This is a genomic window from Xanthobacter dioxanivorans (genome assembly GCF_016807805.1).
In the GTDB taxonomy this organism is placed as follows: domain Bacteria; phylum Pseudomonadota; class Alphaproteobacteria; order Rhizobiales; family Xanthobacteraceae; genus Xanthobacter; species Xanthobacter dioxanivorans.
The window spans coordinates 4,125,869-4,147,164 of record NZ_CP063362.1 but is presented as its reverse complement, the minus strand read 5'-3'; the positions used below and the strand labels follow the sequence as shown (position 1 = coordinate 4,147,164).

Below are 21,296 nucleotides of genomic sequence, written 5' to 3'. Positions count from 1 at the left end.
GGATTTTTCGGCTGCCATGCCCGAGCTGGGCGCGGCCATGGCAGCCGATCGGCCTGCCCTACGGCAGCAGCAGGGTGGAGCCTGTGGTGCCGCGCGATTCGAGGTCCCGGTGGGCCTTCTGCGCGTCCTTCAGCGCATAGGTCTGGTTGATGGGGATCTTCACCGCGCCGGTCAGCACGGCCTCGAACAGGTCGTTGGCGGTGGCAACCAGATCGGCGCGCTTGGCGACGAAGGTGCCGAGCGTCGGCCGGGTGGCGAACAGGGAGCCCTTCGCCGAGAGCTGGAGCAGGTCGAAATTCTTGATGGCGCCCGACGCATTGCCGAAGCTCACCCACAGCCCGAGCGGCTTGAGGCAGTCGAGGGAGGCCGGATAGGTCGCCTGGCCCACGCCGTCATAGACCACGTCGCACATCTTGCCGGAGGTGATCTCCTTCACCCGGTGCACGAAATCCTCCTCGCGATAGAGGATCACCTCGTCGCAGCCGTGGGAGGCGGCAAGTTCCGCCTTCTCCTTCGACCCCACCGTCCCGATGACGGTGGCGCCGAGGTGCTTGGCCCATTGCGACAGGATCAGCCCGACGCCGCCGGCCGCCGCGTGGAGCAGAATCACGTCGCCAGGCTTCACGTGGTGGGTGCGGCGCACCAGGTACTGCGCCGTCATGCCCTTCAGCATCATGGCGGCGGCGGTCTGGTCGTCGATGGCTGCGGGCAGGTGCACCAGGGCGGTCGCCGGCACGTTGCGCAGCTCCGCATAGGCGCCGATGGCCATGGCATAGGCGACCCGGTCGCCGGGGTGGAAGTCGGTCACGTCCGGCCCCACCGCCTCGACCACGCCCGCCCCTTCGTTGCCGGGCACGAACGGCAGGCTTGCCGCCTTGTAGAGGCCGGTGCGGAAATAGACGTCGATGAAGTTGAGGCCGATGGCCGTGTGCCGAACCTGGACCTCGCCCGGTCCGGGCGAAGGCACGACGATGTCCTCGTAGGTAAGGACTTCGGGACCGCCCGTTTGATGCACCCGAACCGCATGGACCATGACGCCGAACCCCTTATCCGTCCCCAGACGCGCAGGATCATAGGCCCGGCGAGGCCCGCCGCAAGGTGCTCAGCGCCCGCCCGATACCTTCAGCACGGCGCCGGTGGTATAGCTCGCGGCCTCCGACAGCAGGAACAGCACCGCCTGCGCCACCTCGTCCGCCGTGCCGGGCCGCGCCAGCGGGATGGAGGGCGCCAGGCGCTCAAGCCGGCCGACCGCGCCGCTGGCGTCGTGGATGTCGGTGGCGATGAGGCCGGGCGCCACCGCATTCACGCGGATGCCTTCCCGCGCCAGCTCGCGGGCGAGCCCCAGGGTGAAGCTGTCGATGGCGCCCTTGCTGGCGGCGTACCACACATATTCCCCCGCCGATCCGAGCGTCGCCGCCATGGAGGAGATGTTGATGATGGCCCCTCCCCCGCCGCCGCGCGCGGTGGACATGCGCTTCACCGCCTCCTGCGCCACCAGCAGCGCGCCGGTGACGTTGAGGTCGATGACGCGGGCGATCTCCGCCGGATCGGCATCGGCGAAGGCGCCGGTGCGGCCGGTGATGCCCGCATTGTTCACCAGGTGGGTCAGCGGGCCGAAGCGCGCGTCGGTCTCGGCGAACAGGCGGGTGATGTCCTCCGGAACGCCGACATCGGCCTGGATGATCGCGACTTCGGCGCCGAGGGCGCGGGCGGCGGCGGCGGTCGCCTCGGCGGCGGCCGCGTCACGGGTATAGTTGAGGGCGATCCTGCCGTATCCGGCCTTGGCCGCCCCGATCACGCAGGCGGCGCCGATGCCCCGGCTGCCGCCCGTCACCATCAGAACCCGATCCGTCATTGCGATCCTCCGGCGCGCCGCGCCGCCACGTGCCGCTTGCGGCGGCCAGCGGCCGCCACGTTCAGCATCTCCACCATCACCGAAAAGGCCATGGCGGCATAGATGTAGCCCTTCGGGATATGCATGCCGAAGCCGTCGGCCACCAGCGTCATGCCGATGAGCACGAGAAAGGCGAGCGCCAGCATCTTGGTGGTGGGATGGGCGGCGATGAAGGCCGAGAGCGGACCCGACGCGGCGAACATGATGCCCACCGCGATGATCACCGCGAGAATCATGATGGCGAGATGCTCCGCCATTCCAATGGCAGTGAGGATGGAATCCACCGAGAAGACGAGGTCCAGCAGGATCACCTGCGCCACCACCGATACGAACGCGCGCTGCGCATATTCGCCCGCGCCCACGCCCTCACCCGGCTCGTCCTCCCCCTCCACCGCCGCATGCATCTCATGCGTCGCCTTGGCGATGAGGAAGGCGCCGCCGCCCATGAGGATGATGTCGCGCCAGGAAAAATCATGCCCGAAGGCGGAGAACAGGCTCTGCTGCAGCCCGATGAGCCAGGACAGGGCGAACAGCAGCGCGATGCGCAGGCCGAGGGCCGCCGAAAGCCCGATCTGCCGTGCCCGCAGCGCCTGCGCCGGCGGCAGGCGCTGCACCACGAGCGAGATGAACACCACATTGTCGATGCCGAAGATGATCTCCATGGCCGTAAGCGTCACGAGAGCCGCCCAGGCCTCCGGCGATGTAATCCAGTCCAGCATCCGCCCCTCCGCGCCGATTCCGCGCCAGCATGGGCAAATGTGCAGGCGCCGCAACCGTTCGGAGCGGCGAATGGCGTGAAAGGCGGCATGCGTGCCGATGGGGCAACACGCCGCGCGGCTGCGTCGAGGTGAAGCCGCGCGATCCGCCCAGCCCTTGCCTCCGCAGGCTTGGGGGGCAGCGGTCGCCGGAGGGTCGGCCTTTTCTCGCGCGCGGTCAGGTTCTAGTGTCCGCGTGGCGCCTGGGCGCGCGGTGATTTGGGGAGGCGGGAATGGCGCACGACGACATGCACGAGGTGATCGTGGTGGGCGCGGGGCCGGCCGGGCTCGCCGCCGCCCTCGGCCTTGCCGCCCGTGGCGTGCCCACTGCCCTCGTCACCGGTCCCGACCGCGGCGCCGACCATCGCACCACCGCGCTGCTGGAAGGCTCGGTGCGCATCCTGGAGGATTTCGGCGTGTGGGCGGGCCTCTCGGATCGCGCCGCGCCGCTGCGCGACATGCGCATCGCCGATGCCACGCACCGGCTCGTGCGCGCGCCGGAGGTGACGTTCCGCTCATCTGAGATCGGGCTCGAGGCCTTCGGCTACAACATCGAGAACGACGCCCTGCGCAACGGCCTCCTCGCCGTCGCCATGCAGCAGCCCGCCCTTCGCATCGTGCGGGCGGCGCTGGAGCGCATCGACTTCGCGCCGGACGCCCTCACGCTGCACCTGTCCGATGACACCACGCTGCGCACCCGCCTCGTCGCCGCGGCGGACGGCCGGCACTCCACCGTGCGGGCTGCGGCGGGCATCCGCATGCGCACCCGCGCCTATCCGCAGGTGGCCTTCACCGCCACCGTGCAGCACTCCCGCCCGCACGAGGACACCTCCACCGAATTCCATACCGAGACCGGTCCCTTCACCCTCGTGCCGTTGCCGGGGGACCGCTCTTCCGTCGTCTGTGTGGTGAGCGAGCGGGAGGCGGTGCGCCTGCTCGGCCTCGACGACGGGGCGCTGGCGCGGGAGCTGGAGGCGCGCGCCTCCTCCGTGCTCGGCCGGTTCGAGATGGAGGGCGGACGCGGCGCCTTCCCGCTGGCGGCGGAAACCGCCGAGCAACTGGTCGGCCCGCGCATCGCGCTTCTGAGCGAGGCCGCCCACATCATGCCGCCCATCGGCGCGCAAGGGCTCAATCTCGGCCTGCGCGACGCAAGCGTGCTGGTGGACCTCGTGGCGAACGCCTACGCCGCCGGCCGGGACGTGGGCGGCGAGGAGGTTCTCTCGCGCTATGCCGCCTCGCGCCAGCGCGACATTTCCGGCCGCATGCGGGCGGTCGACCTGCTCAACCGCTCTTTGCTGTCGGACCTGGTGCCGATCCAGAGTGTCCGCGGCTTCGGGCTGTATCTGCTGGATCGCATTGGCCCGCTGCGGCGCAAGCTGATGCGGCTCGGCATCGGCGAGAAGGCGGCCTGACGTTCAGAACAGGCTGAGCGGGATCAGCTGCTCGCGCAGAAGGTACAGCATCCCCGTCACCGTCACGATGGAGGACAAGGTGCCGAGGAGGACGGCGGTGGACGCCTCCTCCACGAACACGTGGTACTGCCGCGCCAGCACGAAGACGTTGAGGGCGGGGGGCAGGGCCGCCATCAGCAGCAGCGTCTGCGCCCACACGGGGGAGAACGGCCCGAACAGGGACAGCGACACCAGCGCGATGGCCGGGTGGCCGACCAGCTTCAGCAGCAGCAGCGGGCCAAGCTCCGCCGGCACCCGCCGGAGCGGCCGCAGCGCCACGGTGACCCCCAGCGTGAACAGGGCGCACGGGGCGGCGGCATTCTTCAGGAAATCGAGCATGCGGGCGAGGGCGTCCGGCTCCTTGAACTCCAGCGCCGCCGCCACCACGCCGAGCAGGGTAGCGATGTTGAAGGGGTGGGTGAGCACCCGCTTGGCGATGAGGCCGAACGTGTGGGCGAGGCTCTCGCCGCGTCCCCGCATGGCCATGAGCAGCGGCACCACGGTGAAGAAGAAGACGCTGTCGCAGGCGAAGATGAGGGCCGCCGGCGACGCCGCCGCCTGCCCCAGCGCGGCGATGGTCAGGCCGGGGCCCATATAGCCCACGTTGGCATAGGCGCCGATGGTGATGGCGATCGCCCCCTCCCCCACATTGCCGCGCCGGAACATCAGGCCGATGGCGAACGCGAGGGCGGCCGTGGTGGCGGTGGAAACCACCACCGCCAGGATGAAGGCGGGATTGGCGAGCTCATGAATCGGCGTCTGCGCGACGATGCGATAGAACAGCGCCGGCAGCGCCACATAGATGATGAAGAAGGTCAGCCAGGCGAGGCCGGTCTCCGGCAGCCTGACCCGCCAGCCACAGAAATAGCCAAGCAGGATCAGTCCGAAAAAGGGAAAGGCGAGGCCGAAGAGATCGCTCATGGTGGCCGGGAAGCTGCGCGCGGGCGCATTGGGGGGGACATCGCGGGAGCCCCGCGGCCCCTCCTTAATCACCGCCGCCGCCGATGGGAAGCGACGGACGCCGGCGAAGGGCCCCGCCGGAGGGGCGGCTCAGGGCGCGAGGCGCGGCGCGGGCTGCTGCGCGCCCTGATCCAGCAGGTTGCGCGCCGCATAGAGCTCGGGATAGAGGCGGTTGCGGAACTGGCTCGCCGCCGGCTCCACCGTGGACAGCAGCCGGTCGATGGCTCCCGCCTGGGGCGTCATGGCCCACGGCCGGCGCGCGATGGGCCGGTCGTCCAGCCAGAACGAGCTCCAGTCGAACGACGTCTCGACCAGCTCCCGCGCGAAGTCGCTCCCCTCGGCGATGGCGCCCTGGAGAACCACGTCGATATAGGATTGCAGCAGGGGAAAATCCGCATCCGGCAGGCGCAGGTCGCTCGCGCGCGCACCGGCGACGCCTTTGGGCACGTAGACCCAGACCCGTCCGGTCCGGGGCAGGCCCTGCCAGCCGATGGCCTCGATCACCGCCGGGTCCAGCTCGACCCGGTCGTAGGCGCCCTCGCGCCGGTCGAAGGCGGCCATCTCGTCGGTGCTCATCACCGGAAAGACCACCCCGTTGATGGAGCTCGGCGCCTCGCGTTCGGCCCGCCGGCGCAGGCCCAGCGCGGTGAACCCGGCACCGCCCGAGCGCGTCCCGGACCGCGCCACCCAGCCGCGGACATAGCCGAAGGCGGCGGAGATGCGCGCCGGGACGGCCGCCACCCGGCGCCCCGACGTGCTGGTGCGCGATGGCTCGTTGATGAGGGTTCCATAGCCGAACAGGAACTCGCCGGGTGTCTCGGCGAGCCGCTCCCCCCAGAAATCGCGGGCCTGGACCGGAGCCGCCGACGCTGCGAGCCCCGCAAGGCCGAGAAGAACGTCACGCCGCGCGATCATGGAACCTCGTCCTGTACCGGAGGAGCCAGCGGAGCTCAGTCTCCATCCCCGTGAGTCGTGTTGCACCGGTGCGCCACCTATGCTGCATTGCATTCAACATATTGGCGCGGGGCACGATGCCCCGTCGCCGGTTCCACGGGGGAACAGATGAAGCTGCCGCGCCAATTCTTCAAGCCGCTCGCCATCGGGGCGCCCGCGCCCTATCGCGAGTTGCCCGTGCGGCTCGAACGTATGATCCATTTCGTGCCGCCGCACCTCGAGAAGATGCGGGCGAAGGTGCCGGACATCGCCAGACAGGTCGACGTGGTACTTGGCAACCTTGAAGATGCGATCCCCTCCGATGCCAAGGAAGCCGCCCGCAGGGGCTTCATCGAAATGGCCAAGGCCACCGACTTCGGCGACACCGGCCTATGGACCCGCATCAACTGCCTCAACAGCCCCTGGGTGCTGGAAGATATCACCGAGATCGTCGGCGAGATCGGCGACAAGCTCGACGTGATCATGCTGCCCAAGGTCGAGGGCGCCTGGGACATCCACTATCTGGACCAGCTGCTCGCCCAGCTGGAGGCGCGGCATGCCATCGGCAAGCCCATCCTCATCCACGCCATCCTCGAGACCGCCGAGGGCGTGAAGAACGTGGAGGAAATCGCCGCCGCCTCCCCCCGCATGCACGGCATGAGCCTGGGGCCGGCGGACCTCGCCGCCTCCCGCGCCATGAAGACCACCCGCGTCGGCGGCGGCCATCCGGACTACAAGGTGCTGGCCGACGCCGATGGCGACAAGCCGCGGGCCGGCTACCAGCAGGACCTGTGGCACTACACCGTCGGCAAGATGGTGGACGCCTGCGCCGCCAACGGCATCAAGCCTTTCTACGGCCCGTTCGGCGACTTCTCCGACCTCGCCGCGTGCGAGAGCCAGTTCCGCAACGCCTTCCTCCAGGGCTGCGTCGGCGCATGGTCCCTGCACCCCACCCAGATCGACATCGCCAAGCGCGTCTTCTCGCCGGATCCGGGCGAGGTGGCCTTCGCCCTGAAGATCCTCGCGGCCATGCCCGACGGCGCGGGCGCGGTGATGATCGACGGCAAGATGCAGGATGATGCGACCTGGAAGCAGGCCAAGGTGATCGTGGACCTTGCCCGCATTGTCGCAGCCAAGGATCCGGAAATGGGCAAAGCCTACGGATTGTGAGAGAATTCGTTAACGAGCCGCGTCCGGCCGGGTGCCGGACTAGAGGCGGCGGACATTTGAAGAGGCGGGATATGGGTAGTCAGGAGAAGGCGCGCGCAAAACCCGCCGCCGACGTGCATGTGCCGGACGGCGTGGTCGCAATGCCGCTTCCGGCCGCGGTGGCGGAGTTCGGGTCGGGCATGCGGCAGGCGAAGTTCCGCATCGGAGAGGTGGTGCGCCACAAGCACTTCCCATTCCGTGGCGTGGTCTTCGACGTCGACCCCGTGTTCGACAACACCGAGGAATGGTGGCTCTCCATCCCGGAGGAGATCCGGCCCCACAAGGATCAGCCCTTCTACCATCTGCTCGCCGAGAATGCGGAGAGCGAATACGTCGCCTATGTCTCCGAGCAGAATCTGGAGCACGACCCTTCCGACGAGCCGGTGCGCCATCCCAAGGTGAACGAGGCGCTTTCGGCGGACGGTTCCGGCGGCTGGCGGGTGCGGCCCGGCCTGGTCAACTGACACGAGCTTATGCGGCCCGGGCGCGCGTTCCGGACGTGGGTCCCATTGGAATGAAAAGGGCCGGCGATGCGCCGGCCCTTTTGTTTTCCAGAGCTTTCCAATCTGCGACGCGCCCTCGGAAGCGCCGCGCCGGCATCACTGGGCGTTCTGCTTGCCCTGCCAGGACTTCATGATCGCCGCAGCGGTGTCCTGGTCCTTCTTGGCCTGCTCGGGATCCTTCTGTTGCGAGGCCTGGGCGGCCTGGGCCGCTTCCATACGCTTGCGCTGAAGCTCCTGAGCCACTGCGGCGTCCATGCCGGGGCCGTCATACACCTTGCCGAAATCGGCGTTGGAGATGGGCAGGCGCACGTCGCGCTGCTGCGGGTTCCGCATTTCCAGGAACACCGACTTGGCCGACTTCATCTTGCTGATGAACTCGGCATTCACGATGGTCTGCGAGATGCAGATCGGCCCGCTCTGCACCGTGCAGATGGTATAGGGCAGCGCCACCGCCTGGGTGTCGAACATCATGCGCATGCCGGGCTGGAGCATGAAGCCCTGCGGCACGAAGATTTCGAGGCTCCGCTCGGCGGCGCCCTCGATGCCGGACAGCTGGATCTGCGCGTACGGCTGGTTGTTCACGATGATGACCGAGGCGAGCGCGCAGCCGCGCCGCTTCTTGCTCGGATCCTTGTCGTCCGGGATGTCGTTGCACACCTTCTGCCAGGGCGTCGATGTCACGCCGGCATCGGCGGCCTGGCCGGGGGCGCCGCCGCCTGGAGCAGCCGGGGCACCGGCGGGAGCGGCAGGCGGCCTGGCCGTCGCGGCGGCTGGCGGCTTGGCGGGCGCCGGCTTGGCGGCAGGGGCCTGCGCGGGCTGCGCCTGGGAGAATGCGGGCCCGGCGAACGCCACAGCGAGCAGCGTGGCGGCAATTCCAGCCGAGAGCTGCGCGATGGATCGGGTCTTGGTCATTGTGGCCTTTCCTGTGGTCTCAACCGCCGGGCGCAGACCATGCCATCAAGGCACGCGCATGCGGAACCCCCTCGCACCTCGGACACCGGCTCTCTCCTGCCCAATTGCGGCGAGAAGGTGACGGCACCGGCCGAAGCCGACCGTGCGGCATGCTGCACTACCTTCGTCACGAATGCGGCCAAGGAGAGGCCGGCAGGCTCCGCGGAAAGGAACAGGTGGAGGCGCACCTCTTAGGGGTGAAAGGCCAAGCCCGTCCACACAAATCGTGAACCCCATCCAGCTAGGGTGTGAAGGGGGCAGGTTGCACTGCCGGTTGATCGGACCCAGCGTCCTCCATTCCCGCCTCGGGCGGCGGATTCGCGGCTCTGGCCGATTCAACCTGCGCGCATCCGGCCCTAGAGTGGTCTGCGGGCAGGAGCCTGCGTCCCCGGGCGCGGCTTCGCGCCTGGAGCGCTGCCGGGCATCGGCAGCGCAGTGGCCGTGGAGGGCGACGAGATGATGATGCACCGCCGGCGGTTGCGCACCTTCCGGTCGCTTCTGCTCGCCCTCCCGCTGGCTTTGCCGGGATTTCCGGCCGCAGCCCAGGAACCGGCGGGCGAGGCGCCAGGGGTCGCGGCGGCTTCGGCGTCCGTTTCCGCCCCGTCCATCGCCATGCGCGGCGCGCCGGACCTGCCGGCCGACTTCAGCGCCCTGCCCTACGCCAATGCGGATGCGCCGAAGGGCGGGCGCCTCGAACTGTCCATGACCGGCACCTTCGACAGCCTGAACCCGTTCATCATCAAGGGCTCGGCACCGACCTTCATTCGCAGCTACGTGGTCGAGAGCCTGATGGCGCGCTCCCTCGACGAGCCGTTCACCCTCTACCCGCTGCTCGCCCGCACAGTGACGACGGACGGCCCGCGCTCCTTCGTGGAATTTTCCCTCGACCCCCGCGCCCGCTTCTCCAGCGGCGCGCCGGTGACCAGCGCGGACGTGCTCTTCTCCTTCGCCCTGATGCGGGACATGGGACGCCCGAATCACCGGCTCTACTATGCCAAGGTGGCCCGCGCCGAGGCGCCGGACGCCGCCACCGTGCGCTTCACCTTCGCCGAACCGGACCGGGAGCTGGCGCTCATCATGGGCCTGATGCCGGTCTTCGACCGCTCGACCATCGACCGGGACCGCTTCGAGGAGACGAGCCTCACCTCGCTCGTCGGCTCCGGTCCCTACAAGGTCGGCGCCGTGGAGGCGGGCTCCGCCATCACCCTGGAGCGCCGGGCGGACTATTGGGGCCGCGACGAGCCGTTCAATCGCGGCCTCTACAATTTCGACCAGGTGCGCTTCACCTATTATCGCGACGTCAACACGGAGTTCGAGGCCTTCAAGAAGGGGCTCGTGGACGCGCGCTTCGAATACGACCCCGGCCGCTGGGAGACCGGGTACGACTTTCCCGCCACCCGCTCCGGCCAGGTGGTCAGGGAAGTGATCCCCACGGGCACGCCCAAGCCTTACTCCGCCTTCGTCTTCAACACCCGCCGCCCGATCTTCTCCGGCGAGAGGGTGCGCCGCGCGCTCATCGAGCTCTTCGACTTCGAATGGCTCGACCGCAGCTTCTATCATGGGCTTTACCAACGTACCGGCAGCTTCTTCGAGGGCTCGGTGCTCGCCAGTTCCGGCCGGAAGGCGGATGCGCGCGAATTGGCCCTTCTCGCTCCCTTCCCCGGATCCGTGGTGCCGGACGTGCTCGCCGGTACCTACCGCCCCCCGGTTTCCGACGGTTCCGGTCGCGACCGCGCGCGCCTGCGCAGCGCCCTCGACCTGCTTGGAGCGGCGGGATGGGAATTAAGGAAAGGCGGCCTGGTGCAACAGGGCAGCGGCGCCCCGTTCGCCTTCGAGATCATGGTGGCGACGCGCGAACAGGAGCGCCTCGCGCTGGCCTATGCGAGCCAGCTGAAGCGCGCCGGCATCACCGCGCAGGTGCGGTTCGTGGATTCGGTGCAGTTCGACGCGCGACGTTCCGCCTACGACTTCGACATGGTGCCCTTCGCCTGGGGCCAGTCGCTGTCGCCCGGCAACGAGCAGGCCTTCTATTTCGGCGCCGCCGCTGCCGACACGCCGGGCACGCGCAACTATATGGGCGCGAAGTCTCCCGCCATCGACGCCGCCATCGCCGCCCTTCTCGCCGCCGAGGACGAGGACGACTACGTCGCCGCCGCGCGGGTCCTCGACCGCCTGCTCATTTCCGGCGCCTACGCGGTGCCCCTGTTCCACACGCCCGGCCAGTGGCTCGCGCGCTGGACCCGGATCGAGCGACCGGCCCGTCCGGCCCTCTACGGCACCCTGCCGGAGACGTGGTGGCACGCGCCGGGACGCTGACGCCGGCTCAGGCGCGCCGGGTGGCGGCGCGGCCACGGACCGCAACCACGCCCAGCACCACGAAGACCAGCAGCACCACGCCCTGCGCCACCGCGAAGGGGGCTCGCTCTGGGTCGGCGCCGCCGCCTTCAGGGCGGGAATCTTGGCAAAGGCCTGGGCGACCGCGACGAAGACGAGGAAATAGAGGCTGGCGACCACGGTTCCGGCATAAATCGAATGCCACCGCCCGGCCAGATGCGGGCCGATCCAGGCATAAGCGGCGGGGACGAGCACCAGAAGCGCGACGGCGCCGACCACGTGCGACGGCAGTATCCCATTGAAAGGAAAGAGAAAGCCCGTTGCGCTGGTGAGAAAGGCGAGGATCAGGAAGAGTCCCTGCCACAAAGTGGGCGCTTCGCCGCGGATCAGCCCGGCCAGCGCCGGGATGCCCGCGGCGATGGCGAACAGGCTGATCCAGGTGTGAATGCCGGTCAGGGTCGTGGGGTCGAACATGGATCGCCTCCTCCCGTAGGGTACCGCACCAGCATGCCTGAGAACGTGGCCGTTCGCATCGTCGTCGATGCCCGGCGGCGGGCGAGGCCGGCGCGCGCCTGCCCCGCCGCGCTGCCGGCTACCTACCATTCGGGCAAATATCGGCCGCAATCAACCTTCACTGTCCGCCGCCTCATGGCTGTTTTGCTGGCAAATGAAAGAGCGAAACGATCCGAATTTCTCCGTGACGCCTCCGGGGTTCATGGATTTGCAACTTTAAAGTCTACACCTACTCTCGAGTGGTAGATTGGCGGGGAGGTGAATGCATGGCTGGCCTCCAGCGCGCCCTTAGGCGCACCGATGATTTCAGGGACGACGTTGCCGGTTCCGCGGATCGCGTGGCCCATGATCCGCCACATGATCCGCCATCCGTGAGGGAGCTGCTGCAGGACAACGACCCGGTTCGCCGGCGATCCGGCCACCTTGAGCCCGGCTATATGGCGCGCCCCCGCATCGGCACCCGGCCACGCGCCCGCAGCGCCAGGAAAAGGCGGGGAGACGGGACCATTCTTTGGCGCGTGCTCGCCGTGTCGACCGCCGTGCTCATTCTCGGCACGGGCGGGCTCCTCGCTTTGCATGCCATGGCTCCGGGTGCGGGTGTCCATGCCCCCGTTCGCGCCGACCCGCGCCGCACCGAGGCCGCGATCGCACCCGTGGTCACGCCGTTCAGGGCAAGCAACGAAAAGCCCGCCAGGGAAAGGACCGCCGGCGAAAAGGCGGACAGCGAAAGTCTTGCCCGGCGCGCCGCTGCGGCCGCCTCCGCCCTCGCGCCACCGGCGTCTTCTGCCGCCCCGGGACCGGGCTCTGCCGTCCCCGACGCGCCGGCAGCCGATCCGGCCCCTACCGCCGCGGACTTCGCCCGCCCCGCCTTCCTCGAGCCCCTGTCCGGCGAAGCGGCCGACACGCCCGAGGAAACGGTCGTGGCCGAAGCCGACACCACGGTCCCGCAGACCGATCCGCCAGCGACCGCCGTCCCCCTGCCGGCGCCACGCCCCGCATCGGCACAGGAGGCGGATAGCCGTTCCGCCCGCATCCGCATGGCCGTGACGCTGCGATCCGGCCCGCGTCGGTCCGCCTCGGCGATCGGCACGCTGGGCGAGGGAACGAAGGTGACGCTATATTCCTGCAAATCCTGGTGCGAGGTGTCGGCAGGCGACAAGCGCGGCTTCGTCTACAAGAACGCCGTCGCGCGGTAGAGCGGATCGACATTCAGATCGACCGGCGCCCTCCTGCACCGCCGTCACGGCCGGGCTTGTCCCGGCCATGACGGCGGCCGAAGAAAACGCGGACACTGAAGGTCGATCGGCCCTGGAGCGTGATCCGGGTCTCGCCTGATGGACGAATCATCCGGTGGACGCGCCCCGTTCCGTTCCGGAACCACCGACCCGGCTCCGGGTTGAACCGCCAGACAGGGAGGTTCAACCATGAGACATCTCATCCTGGCCGGCAGCATCGGCCTCGCCCTCGCATGTGTGGCCGGCAGCGCCGATGCGCAGGGCGTCGTTCGCGGCGCGCAGCAGGGCGCAGCGGTCGGAAACAAGGCCGCGGGTCCGGTTGGCGCGGTCGTGGGTGGCACCGTCGGCGGCTTCACGGGCGGCATCATCGGCGGCGTGAAGGGCGTGCTCGGCATTCCCCAGAATACCAGGGTACGCAAGACCAGCATGCGCAACCGATAGGCGGGCTTGGTCGGCGCCCTTGCGGCGTTTTCCAATGAGATGGAGGGCGCCTCACCGTCCGAACGGGAACTCAGCGTTCTGCATCCGGACGGATCGCGCTCTAGCCCGCGGCGCGCGTTCCGGGTAGCGTTCCGGCAAACGGACAGGTCCATTGCCGAAGCGCCCCACCACGCCGCCCACGCGTTCCCCGAAATCCCGCACCGAGAAGGGCCGCGCCGGTAAAACGCGCGCCGCCCGCCGGGACGCGGCGGAGCGCGCGCGCAGCGAGGCGCTCGTCGTCGCCCCGCACGCCACCGGCGCGATGCCGACGAAGGAGCAGGTACTCGCCTTCATCGCCTCCCAGAGTGGCGAGGTGGGCAAGCGCGAGATCGCCCGCGCCTTCGGCCTCAATGCCGAGCAGAAGCTCGAGCTGAAGAGCCTGCTGCGCGACCTGTCCGAAGAAGGCAACGTGGACCGACGCCACCGCCGCCTGCACGTGCCCGGCGCCCTGCCCGGCGTGGTGCTGGCGGACATCGTTTCGCGCGATGCGGACGGCGAGCTGATCGCCGTCCCGGTGGAATGGGACAGCGAGGCCCACGGCGAGGCCCCCACCATTCTCGTCCAGGTGCCCCGCAACGGACCGCGCCGGGCCGCCGGCCCCGCGCCGGGCCTGTCCGACCGGGTGCTGCTGCGGATCGTGGAAGGCTCCATCGAGCACGCGGTTCCCCATGTGGGCCGCGTCATCAAGGTGCTGGAGAAGGCGCGCCGGCAGACCCTCGGCATCTTCCGCGCGGCGCCCCACGGGGGCGGGCGCATCATCCCCATCGACAAGAAATCCCTCGGCCGCGAGCTGCAAGTGCCGCCCGGCGCCGAGCAGGAGGCGGAGGACGGCGACCTCGTCACCGTCGAGCTCACGCGCCAGCGCGTGTTCGGCCTGCCCACGGCACGGGTTAAGGAGCGCCTCGGCTCGATGAAGAGCGAGAAGGCGGTGAGTCTCATCGCCATCCACGCCCACGCCATCCCCCACGTCTTCCCCGATTCGGTGCTGAAGGACGCCGAGGCGGCGAGGAAGGCGACGGTGCGCGGCCGCGAGGACTGGCGGGACCTTCCCCTCGTCACCATCGACCCGCCGGACGCCAAGGACCATGACGACGCGGTCCACGCCGTGCCGGACGACAATCCCGACAACGACGGCGGCTTCGTCGTCACCGTGGCCATCGCCGACGTGTCGGCCTATGTGCGGCCGGGCTCGGCGCTGGACCGGGAGGCGCTGGTCCGCGGCAATTCGGTCTATTTCCCGGACCGGGTGGTGCCCATGCTGCCCGAGCGCATCTCCAACGATCTGTGCTCGCTGCGCCCGAAGGAGGACAGGCCGGCGCTGGCCGTGCGCATGGTGATCGGCCAGGACGGCCGCAAGCGCGGGCACACCTTTCACCGCATCTTCATGCGCTCGGCGGGCAAGCTGGCCTATGCCCAGGCGCAGGATGCCATCGAGGGCCGCACCGACCATGTGACCGACCCGCTGGTCGAGGGTGTGCTGAAGCCGCTTTATGCCGCCTACGCCTGCGTCAAGAAGGCACGGGACAACCGCCAGCCCCTCGACCTCGACCTGCCCGAGCGCAAGATCCTGCTGAAGGAAGACGGCACGGTGGACAAGGTGGTGGTGCCCGACCGGCTCGACGCGCACCGCCTCATCGAGGAGTTCATGATCCTCGCCAACGTGGCCGCGGCGGAGACGCTGGAGGAGAGGAAGACCCCCCTCATCTACCGCGTCCATGACGGCCCCTCGCTGGAAAAGATCTCCAACCTGCGGGATTTCCTGAAGACCCTCGACATCGCCTTGCCGAAGATCGACGCGGTGCGCCCCTCCCACTTCAACCGCATCCTGGAGCAGGTGCGCGATACGGACACCGCGCCGCTGGTCAACCAGGTGATCCTGCGCAGCCAGTCGCAGGCGGAGTATTCCGCCGAGAATTATGGCCATTTCGGCCTGAACCTGCGCCGCTACGCCCATTTCACCTCGCCGATCCGCCGCTACGCCGATCTCGTGGTGCATCGCGGCCTCGTGCGCGCCATGGACTTCGGCACGGACGGCCTGCCGGACGACGCCACCCCGGCGAGCCTCGGCGAGGTGGCGGCCGCCATCTCCGTGACCGAGCGCCGCGCCATGGCGGCGGAGCGGGAGACGGTGGACCGCCTCATCGCCCACCATCTGGCCGACCAGATCGGCGCGGTCTTCAAGGGTCGGGTGACCGGGGCCACCAAGGCGGGACTCTTCGTCGCGCTCGACGAGACCGGGGCGGACGGCTTCATTCCTGCCTCGACCCTGGGCCAGGACTATTACCGCTTCGACGAAACCCGTCAGGGGCTGGTAGGCGAGCGGACAGGCGAAATGCACCGCATCGGCGACCGGGTGGAGGTCAAGCTGGTGGAGGCCGCGCCGGTGGCGGGTGCGCTCCGGTTTGAGCTTCTCACCGAAGGCTCCTATGTAAAGGGACCTCGCGGACGTTCGGGATCTGGTCGGCGCGGCGGCGCGAAGCCGTATCCGGTGCAGACCGGGAGGGGAAATGGGGGCCCGCCCGCCGGAGCAGGCGGGAGGACCACCGGCAAGGGCCGGCCGGGAAAAGGGCGATCGCGTCCATGAGAGATCGAGCGTGACGACACCGACGAGCATGACGGTGACCAAGAGCCTGCCCGCCTCCGCCGCCGAGGCGGCGGAGGCGGCGCGCCTCGACGCGTCGGTGGAGCCTCCCGCTCAATCCCGGCCGCTACCGGCCGCGCTCCTGCGCGGCGCCCGCTGCCTATGCCCCGCCTGCGGCCAGGGCAGCCTTTTTTCCAGCTATATCAAGGTGGCGCCCTACTGCCCGAAATGCGCCGAGGAGCTCTACCACCAGAGGGCCGACGATGCCCCGCCCTATGCCGTCATCTTCGTGGTCGGGCATATCGTGGTCCCGCTGATGGTGCTGGTGGAGGAGCTCTTCCGTCCCGAGCTCTGGGTGCACCTGTCGCTGTGGCTGCCGCTGACGCTCGGGCTGTGCCTCGCGCTCCTGCCGCCCCTGAAGGGCATGCTGGTAAACCTGCAATGGGCCCTGCGCATGCACGGCTTCGATCCCGCAAGCGAGGAGCGGGAGGCTCCGCCCGACGGAGTGAAGCCCGTCGTCCGCGCCGTCCGACCCATCCGCTGAGATCATGACCGACTTCGCCACACGCCTCACCAATGCCGAGCGCCGGCAGGACTGGCCCAATGTCCGGCCCAACGACGCCGCGACGCTGATCCTCATCGACCGCAAGGGCAAGAGCCCCCGCGTTCTCATGGGCCGACGCCATCCCAAGCTGAAATTCATGCCCGGCGTGTTCGTCTTTCCCGGCGGACGGCTCGAGAAGGCCGACAGGGCCATGCCCGTCTATGGCGTGCTCGACCCGGACAGCGAGCGCCGGCTGATGACGCGCGTGCAGCGTCCCACCCTGACCCGCGCCCGCGGCCTCGCCGCCGCCTCGATCCGCGAGATGTATGAGGAAACCGGCCTGCTCATCGGCACCAGGGAGCTCGGCGCCCCGGAAGCGCCTTCCACCGACTGGAGCGTCTTCGAGGAGCGCGGCGTGTTTCCCGACCTGGGCGCGCTCACCTACGTGGCGCGCGCCATCACCCCGCCGCGACGGCCCAGGCGGTTCGACACCCGCTTCTTCGCCGCCGATGCGGGGGCGGTATGCGATGAAGTCCCCGGCCTGGTGGGGCAGAGTCCGAGCTGATCGAGCTGCGCTGGCTCACCTTTGCGGAGACGGAGAAGGAGGACCTTCCGACCGTCACCCGCGTGGTGCTGGAGGAAGTCGCCGGCCGCATCGACGCCGGTTTCGGCCCGCGCCTGCCGGTTCCCTTCTATTCGATGCAGCACGGGCGCTTTGTCCGCAGCCTCCTCGACTGATCGCCCCTGATGCATGCACCCGACAGGCCCCTCGGCCACATGAGCCGCACGGCCTCCATCACGGCCGCCATTTCCGCCATCACGGTGGTGGGAGTGGGTATCAGCCTCTCGATCCCGTTGCTGGCCCTGGAACTCGAGGGCCGTGGCATCTCCAGCACCTGGATCGGGGTAAACACCGCGGTGGCGGGTGTCGCCACCATCCTCACGGCGCCGTTCGTGCCGCTGCTGGTGCGCAAGGCGGGCATGCGGGCGCTGCTGGTGGGTGCCATCCTCATCGCCGCGACGAGCCTCATCGGCTTCAAGGCGGCGCCCTCCTTCCTCATGTGGTTTCCGTTGCGCTTCGCCTTCGGCGCGGCACTGTGCATCCTGTTCGCGGTGAGCGAGTTCTGGATCAACACCCTCGCCCCGCCCAACCGGCGCGGGCTCATCATGGGCATCTATGCCACCGCGCTCTCCATCGGCGCGGCGATGGGCCCGGGGATCCTGAGCGTGCTCGGCGCCTCGGGCTGGCACCCCTACCTCGCAGGGGCGGCGGTGCTATGCCTCGGGGCCGTGCCCATCCTGCTCGCCCACGGCATCACCCCGCGCATCCACGACGAGGACCATCATGGCGTGCTGACCTTCGTGCGCCGCTCGCCGTCCGCGATACTCGCCGCCCTCGTCTTCGGCGCCATCGAAACCGCCGTGATGACCTTCCTGCCGCTCTACGGCCTGCGCCTCGGCATGGCCGAGACCAGCGCCTCGCTGCTGCTCACGGCGGCGGTGCTGGGCAACGTGGCGTTCCAGATTCCCCTCGGCCTCATCAGCGACAAGGTGGACCGGCGGCTCCTGCTGCTCGTCTGCTCCATCGGCGGCGCGCTGGGATCCCTCGCTTTGCCCTTCGTGCAGGTGTCCAGCCCGCTGTTCCTCGTCATGATCTTCCTCGCCACCGGGGTGGTGGGCTCACTCTATACGGTGGGCCTCGCCCATCTCGGCGAGCGATTCCACGGGGCGGACCTCGCGGCGGCGAATGCGGCCTTCGTAATGCTCTACTCGGTGGGCCTCATCGTCGGGCCGCCGTTGGCGGGCTTCGGCATGAACCTCTACAATCCCTACGGCTTCGCCTTCGTCATCACCGCCATGCTCGGCCTCTACGCGGTGGTGGTGGCGGCCCGGCTCTCCCTGCGGGCGAGGGCCGCCACTTGACATTCCGGGCGGCTTGAGAGAGTTTCCGCGCCCACGAGCCGCCTGCCCGGCAGCGCGTCCGTTCTTCTTTTCGCAACCTCACGGTTCGCGCGCCGCTCGCGGCACCCAGGGATCAAGACATGGCCAAGGCTGCAACCATCAAGATCAAGCTCCTGTCCAGCGCGGATACGGGCGTGTTCTACGTCACCAAGAAGAACTCCCGCACCAAGACCGACAAGCTGGTGCTGAAGAAGTACGATCCGGTGGCGCGCAAGCACGTCGAGTTCCGCGAGACCAAGATCAAGTGAGCTGCTGCGGCGTCGCAAGGCGCCGCGCCATTGCTTGTTCATCGTGACTGATTTTCATCGTGACTGACCAGGGCGCCGCAAGGCGCCCTTTTCTTTTGCGCGCGACCGCGCGCCGCGACCTGCCCCGGCAGGCCTGCAATCACGATGGAGTGGGATGTGAGATGAAGCGGATGTGGATGACCGGTGGGGAGCAAGCGGGGAGGCCTCCCGCAAAGCTCACCCACCGGCCAAACCCCACGGACCCAGGAGATGCGGCGGACCTGAGCACTCCGTAGGGTTGTCAAGAACCAGAAGACACCAAGGCCGAACCGGCACGGCTCCAAAACCGCGCTCCAACCGGGACCGCGTGTCTCCTGCTTCACATCTGCAAGGCACGAAGACTAGCACAACGCCGAAAAAGGAAAAGCCGCTGATTCGCTACCGAGCCGGCTGATCTTTGGGATAGGCCGGCCGGAGGAACGGCGCCTCACCCGCCGGCGAACTGGCGCACCGTCTCCAGGAACTTGGCCACCGAAATGGGTTTGGACAGGTAGGCCTCGCAGCCGCCGGCGCGAATGCGCTCCTCGTCGCCCTTCATGGCGAAGGCGGTCACCGCCACCACGGGAATCGCCCTCAGCTCCGGGTCCGCCTTCAGCTTGCGTGTCACGTCGAGGCCGGAAATCTCCGGCAGTTGGATGTCCATGATGATGAGGTCGGGCCGGTGGGCGCGGGCAAGATCCACCGCCTCCACCCCCGAGCGCGTTTCCACCGTGCGGTAGCCGTGGGCTTCGAGGAGGTCATGGAAGAGCTTCATGTTGAGCTCGTTGTCCTCCACGATCATCACCGTCTTGGCCATCGCGCTTTCTCCTCGGGCGGCGGCCCGGAACCCGCCGGCTTCTAAGGGAGCCCGGAACGTGCTGGAATGGGAGCACAGCTAGAGCTCATTCCTTGCGGAAGCGCAAATGCCCATTCAGGACAAACCGAGAGGCCTCAAGGCGCAGCGCGACGCGGCGCAGGACGTGGCGGTCTCGGCCCTCGCCTTCATCGCCGCCGACGGCGAGCGCCTGGTGCGATTCCTTTCCGAGACCGGCCTGAGCCCCGCCACCCTGCGGGATGCGGCGGCGCGGCGGGACTTCGGCGCCGGCGTCCTCGCCTTCATCCTTTCCGATGAGCCGATGCTGCTCGCCTTCGCCGCCGAGCAGGGGCTCGACCCCAGGCATGTGGCCGGCGCCCACGATATCCTCGCCCCGCACGCGGACCCCGACGCCACGGTGCGCCGCCCCATGTAGCGCCTCGTGCACGGAGCGCCGCCCGTGACCTTCGCCCCCGGCTTCTGCCGCGACTGCCTCGCCGACGTGCCCCACGGCGCGCGCTGCCCGGCCTGCGGCGGTCCGCGCATCGTGCGCCACCCGGCGCTGCATCGGCTCGCCATCGCGCACGTGGATTGCGATGCCTTCTTCGCCGCAGTGGAAAAGCGCGACGACCCGAGCCTCGCCGACGTGCCGCTGATCATCGGCGGCGGCAAGCGCGGCGTGGTCTCCACCGCCTGCTACATCGCCCGCATCCATGGGGTGCGCTCGGCGATGCCCATGTTCAAGGCGCTGGCCCTGTGCCCCGAGGCCGTGGTGGTGAAGCCGAACATGGAGAAGTACAGGACGGTGGGCCGGCAGGTGCGCGCGCTCATGCAGCAGCTCACCCCGCTGGTGGAGCCGCTCTCCATCGACGAGGCCTTCCTCGATCTCTCCGGCACCGATGCGCTGCACGGGGCGAGCCCCGCCCGCACCCTCGCCCGCTTTGCCCGGCGGGTGGAGCAGGACATCGGCATCACGATCTCGGTGGGGCTCGCCGCCAACAAGTTCATGGCCAAGATCGCCTCCGACCTCGACAAGCCGCGCGGCTTCTCGGTCCTCGGGCAGGAAGAGGCGGCCGCCTTCCTCGCCCCGCGCCCGGTCACCTTCATCTGGGGCGTGGGCGCGGCCTTCGGGGCGAAGCTGGCGCGGGACGGCTTCCACCACATTGCCGACCTCCAGCGCGCCGATCCGGCGGACCTCGCCCGGCGCTACGGCGCCGAGGGACTGCGCCTGTCGCGCCTTGCCTTCGGCATCGATGCCCGCAAGGTGGAGCCGGAGCGGGAGGCGAAAAGCGTCTCCGCCGAGACCACCTTTGACAAGGACATCGGCGCCCCGCGCCCGCTGGAGCAGACGCTCTACGCCCTCGCCGAGGAAGTCAGCGACCGCCTGAAGCGCGCCGGGATCGCCGGCAGGTCGGTGACGCTGAAGCTGAAGACAGCCGACTTTCGCCTGCGCACCCGCTCGCGCACGCTGGAGGCCCCCACCTGTCTCGCCGCACGGATTCACGGGGTCGCCCACGATCTGCTGGCAAAGGAAACAGACGGCACCTTGTTCCGCCTCATCGGCGTCGGGGTTTCGGACCTCGGCCCCATCTCCGAGGCCGATCCGGCGGACCTCGTCGACACGACGACGCAGCGCCTCAAGGCCGCCGAGAGCGCCATGGACGAGCTGCGCGCCAAGTTCGGGCGCAGCGCAGTTTCCCGCGGCATCCTCATCGACGCGACCACGGATCGGCGCAAGCGGCGGTGACGCCCGAACGCGCGCCGCGCCTTCCTCCCCGCCCCTCCCGGCGGCCAGAGCATCCTCATGCGGAACCGACGCCGGTTCGGCTAAGGAAAATGCGTCAAACCAAAGACTTGGAACAGTTTCGCGATTCCAAGAACCGCGAAACTGTTCTAGAGCGTCCTCTCGCT

At 69.1% G+C, this 21,296-nt stretch carries 20 protein-coding genes; 13 read left to right on the top strand and 7 right to left on the bottom strand.

Annotated elements, in window-relative coordinates; all coding sequences use genetic code 11:
* Nucleotides 1–58: 58 nt before the first annotated feature.
* The 3 genes from EZH22_RS19330 to EZH22_RS19320 all read right to left on the bottom strand — a co-directional run bounded on the left by EZH22_RS19330 (nucleotide 59) and on the right by EZH22_RS19320 (nucleotide 2,613).
* Nucleotides 59–1,033, bottom strand: coding sequence for a quinone oxidoreductase family protein (locus tag EZH22_RS19330; protein ID WP_203192106.1), 975 nt, complete (start codon nucleotides 1,031–1,033; stop codon nucleotides 59–61).
* A gap of 69 nt (nucleotides 1,034–1,102) precedes the next feature.
* The gene (locus EZH22_RS19325) at nucleotides 1,103–1,855 is read right to left on the bottom strand and encodes an SDR family oxidoreductase (RefSeq protein WP_203192105.1); all 753 of its coding nucleotides are present in this window, start codon (nucleotides 1,853–1,855) and stop codon (nucleotides 1,103–1,105) included.
* Entirely contained in the window at nucleotides 1,852–2,613 is a 762-nt protein-coding gene (locus EZH22_RS19320) for a TerC family protein (protein WP_203192104.1), read from the bottom strand. Before EZH22_RS19320 ends, EZH22_RS19325 begins: the two co-directional genes overlap by 4 nt.
* Nucleotides 2,614–2,882: 269 nt before the next feature.
* On the opposite strand from EZH22_RS19320, the gene EZH22_RS19315 reads away from it, so the two are divergent.
* On the top strand, nucleotides 2,883–4,061 hold the full coding sequence (locus EZH22_RS19315) for a UbiH/UbiF family hydroxylase (protein WP_203192103.1): 1,179 nt from the start codon (nucleotides 2,883–2,885) through the stop codon (nucleotides 4,059–4,061).
* A 3-nt stretch (nucleotides 4,062–4,064) separates the two neighbouring features.
* Here EZH22_RS19315 and EZH22_RS19310 read toward each other — a convergent pair whose 3' ends face one another.
* On the bottom strand, nucleotides 4,065–5,021 hold the full coding sequence (locus EZH22_RS19310; RefSeq protein WP_203192102.1) for an AEC family transporter: 957 nt from the start codon (nucleotides 5,019–5,021) through the stop codon (nucleotides 4,065–4,067).
* Between the two features lie 129 nt (nucleotides 5,022–5,150).
* Nucleotides 5,151–5,975, bottom strand: a complete 825-nt coding sequence (locus EZH22_RS19305; RefSeq protein ID WP_203192101.1) for a gamma-glutamylcyclotransferase family protein — start codon at nucleotides 5,973–5,975, stop codon at nucleotides 5,151–5,153.
* Nucleotides 5,976–6,122: 147 nt separating this feature from the next.
* Between EZH22_RS19305 and EZH22_RS19300 the strand changes: the two genes are divergently transcribed.
* Nucleotides 6,123–7,163 (top strand): HpcH/HpaI aldolase/citrate lyase family protein, encoded by a 1,041-nt coding sequence (locus EZH22_RS19300; RefSeq protein WP_203192100.1) that lies wholly within the window; start codon nucleotides 6,123–6,125, stop codon nucleotides 7,161–7,163.
* Between the two features lie 179 nt (nucleotides 7,164–7,342).
* Entirely contained in the window at nucleotides 7,343–7,666 is a 324-nt protein-coding gene (hspQ, locus tag EZH22_RS19295; RefSeq protein ID WP_203196633.1) for a heat shock protein HspQ, read from the top strand.
* 135 nt (nucleotides 7,667–7,801) lie between these two features.
* On the opposite strand, the gene EZH22_RS19290 is transcribed toward hspQ, so the two are convergent.
* Nucleotides 7,802–8,617 (bottom strand): invasion associated locus B family protein, encoded by an 816-nt coding sequence (locus EZH22_RS19290; protein ID WP_203192099.1) that lies wholly within the window; start codon nucleotides 8,615–8,617, stop codon nucleotides 7,802–7,804.
* A 498-nt stretch (nucleotides 8,618–9,115) separates the two neighbouring features.
* On the opposite strand from EZH22_RS19290, the gene EZH22_RS19285 reads away from it, so the two are divergent.
* The 8 genes from EZH22_RS19285 (at nucleotide 9,116) to rpmG (ending at nucleotide 18,553) form a co-directional block, all read left to right on the top strand.
* Nucleotides 9,116–10,972: an extracellular solute-binding protein gene (locus EZH22_RS19285; RefSeq protein WP_408647740.1), complete on the top strand. Its 1,857-nt coding sequence runs from the start codon at nucleotides 9,116–9,118 to the stop codon at nucleotides 10,970–10,972.
* Nucleotides 10,973–11,874: 902 nt separating this feature from the next.
* Nucleotides 11,875–12,699: an SH3 domain-containing protein gene (locus tag EZH22_RS19280; RefSeq protein ID WP_203192098.1), complete on the top strand. Its 825-nt coding sequence runs from the start codon at nucleotides 11,875–11,877 to the stop codon at nucleotides 12,697–12,699.
* Nucleotides 12,700–12,927: 228 nt separating this feature from the next.
* Complete coding sequence (locus EZH22_RS19275) at nucleotides 12,928–13,179, top strand: hypothetical protein (RefSeq protein ID WP_203192097.1); 252 nt, start codon at nucleotides 12,928–12,930, stop codon at nucleotides 13,177–13,179.
* A gap of 301 nt (nucleotides 13,180–13,480) precedes the next feature.
* The gene (rnr, locus tag EZH22_RS19270) at nucleotides 13,481–15,802 is read left to right on the top strand and encodes a ribonuclease R (RefSeq protein WP_203196631.1); all 2,322 of its coding nucleotides are present in this window, start codon (nucleotides 13,481–13,483) and stop codon (nucleotides 15,800–15,802) included.
* 10 nt (nucleotides 15,803–15,812) lie between these two features.
* Entirely contained in the window at nucleotides 15,813–16,343 is a 531-nt protein-coding gene (locus EZH22_RS19265) for a DUF983 domain-containing protein (RefSeq protein WP_231711047.1), read from the top strand.
* A gap of 4 nt (nucleotides 16,344–16,347) precedes the next feature.
* Nucleotides 16,348–16,908, top strand: coding sequence for an NUDIX hydrolase (locus EZH22_RS19260; RefSeq protein ID WP_231711046.1), 561 nt, complete (start codon nucleotides 16,348–16,350; stop codon nucleotides 16,906–16,908).
* 182 nt (nucleotides 16,909–17,090) lie between these two features.
* Nucleotides 17,091–18,266, top strand: a complete 1,176-nt coding sequence (locus tag EZH22_RS19255) for an MFS transporter (protein WP_203192096.1) — start codon at nucleotides 17,091–17,093, stop codon at nucleotides 18,264–18,266.
* 119 nt (nucleotides 18,267–18,385) lie between these two features.
* Nucleotides 18,386–18,553: a 50S ribosomal protein L33 gene (gene rpmG / locus EZH22_RS19250; protein WP_203192095.1), complete on the top strand. Its 168-nt coding sequence runs from the start codon at nucleotides 18,386–18,388 to the stop codon at nucleotides 18,551–18,553.
* A gap of 466 nt (nucleotides 18,554–19,019) precedes the next feature.
* Here rpmG and EZH22_RS19245 read toward each other — a convergent pair whose 3' ends face one another.
* Entirely contained in the window at nucleotides 19,020–19,388 is a 369-nt protein-coding gene (locus tag EZH22_RS19245; RefSeq protein WP_203192094.1) for a response regulator, read from the bottom strand.
* A 106-nt stretch (nucleotides 19,389–19,494) separates the two neighbouring features.
* Between EZH22_RS19245 and EZH22_RS19240 the strand changes: the two genes are divergently transcribed.
* Together EZH22_RS19240 and EZH22_RS19235 are read left to right on the top strand one after the other, a co-directional pair.
* On the top strand, nucleotides 19,495–19,821 hold the full coding sequence (locus tag EZH22_RS19240; protein WP_203192093.1) for a DUF3572 domain-containing protein: 327 nt from the start codon (nucleotides 19,495–19,497) through the stop codon (nucleotides 19,819–19,821).
* A 24-nt stretch (nucleotides 19,822–19,845) separates the two neighbouring features.
* A complete protein-coding gene (locus tag EZH22_RS19235) occupies nucleotides 19,846–21,132 on the top strand; it encodes a DNA polymerase IV (protein WP_203192092.1) in 1,287 nt (428 codons plus the stop codon).
* Nucleotides 21,133–21,296 lie beyond the last annotated feature (164 nt).

Excerpts from the sequence above, each read along its gene's own strand:
- EZH22_RS19330 (WP_203192106.1), bottom strand. The coding sequence starts at position 1,033 with ATGGTCCATGCGGTTCGGGTGCATCAAACGGGCGGTCCCGAAGTCCTT.
- EZH22_RS19325 (WP_203192105.1), bottom strand. The coding sequence starts at position 1,855 with ATGACGGATCGGGTTCTGATGGTGACGGGCGGCAGCCGGGGCATCGGC.
- EZH22_RS19320 (WP_203192104.1), bottom strand. The coding sequence starts at position 2,613 with ATGCTGGACTGGATTACATCGCCGGAGGCCTGGGCGGCTCTCGTGACG.
- EZH22_RS19315 (WP_203192103.1), top strand. The coding sequence starts at position 2,883 with ATGGCGCACGACGACATGCACGAGGTGATCGTGGTGGGCGCGGGGCCG.
- EZH22_RS19310 (WP_203192102.1), bottom strand. The coding sequence starts at position 5,021 with ATGAGCGATCTCTTCGGCCTCGCCTTTCCCTTTTTCGGACTGATCCTG.
- EZH22_RS19305 (WP_203192101.1), bottom strand. The coding sequence starts at position 5,975 with ATGATCGCGCGGCGTGACGTTCTTCTCGGCCTTGCGGGGCTCGCAGCG.
- EZH22_RS19300 (WP_203192100.1), top strand. The coding sequence starts at position 6,123 with ATGAAGCTGCCGCGCCAATTCTTCAAGCCGCTCGCCATCGGGGCGCCC.
- hspQ (WP_203196633.1), top strand. The coding sequence starts at position 7,343 with ATGCGGCAGGCGAAGTTCCGCATCGGAGAGGTGGTGCGCCACAAGCAC.
- EZH22_RS19290 (WP_203192099.1), bottom strand. The coding sequence starts at position 8,617 with ATGACCAAGACCCGATCCATCGCGCAGCTCTCGGCTGGAATTGCCGCC.
- EZH22_RS19285 (WP_408647740.1), top strand. The coding sequence starts at position 9,116 with ATGATGCACCGCCGGCGGTTGCGCACCTTCCGGTCGCTTCTGCTCGCC.
- EZH22_RS19275 (WP_203192097.1), top strand. The coding sequence starts at position 12,928 with ATGAGACATCTCATCCTGGCCGGCAGCATCGGCCTCGCCCTCGCATGT.
- rnr (WP_203196631.1), top strand. The coding sequence starts at position 13,481 with ATGCCGACGAAGGAGCAGGTACTCGCCTTCATCGCCTCCCAGAGTGGC.
- EZH22_RS19260 (WP_231711046.1), top strand. The coding sequence starts at position 16,348 with ATGACCGACTTCGCCACACGCCTCACCAATGCCGAGCGCCGGCAGGAC.
- EZH22_RS19255 (WP_203192096.1), top strand. The coding sequence starts at position 17,091 with ATGCATGCACCCGACAGGCCCCTCGGCCACATGAGCCGCACGGCCTCC.
- rpmG (WP_203192095.1), top strand. The coding sequence starts at position 18,386 with ATGGCCAAGGCTGCAACCATCAAGATCAAGCTCCTGTCCAGCGCGGAT.
- EZH22_RS19245 (WP_203192094.1), bottom strand. The coding sequence starts at position 19,388 with ATGGCCAAGACGGTGATGATCGTGGAGGACAACGAGCTCAACATGAAG.
- EZH22_RS19240 (WP_203192093.1), top strand. The coding sequence starts at position 19,495 with ATGCCCATTCAGGACAAACCGAGAGGCCTCAAGGCGCAGCGCGACGCG.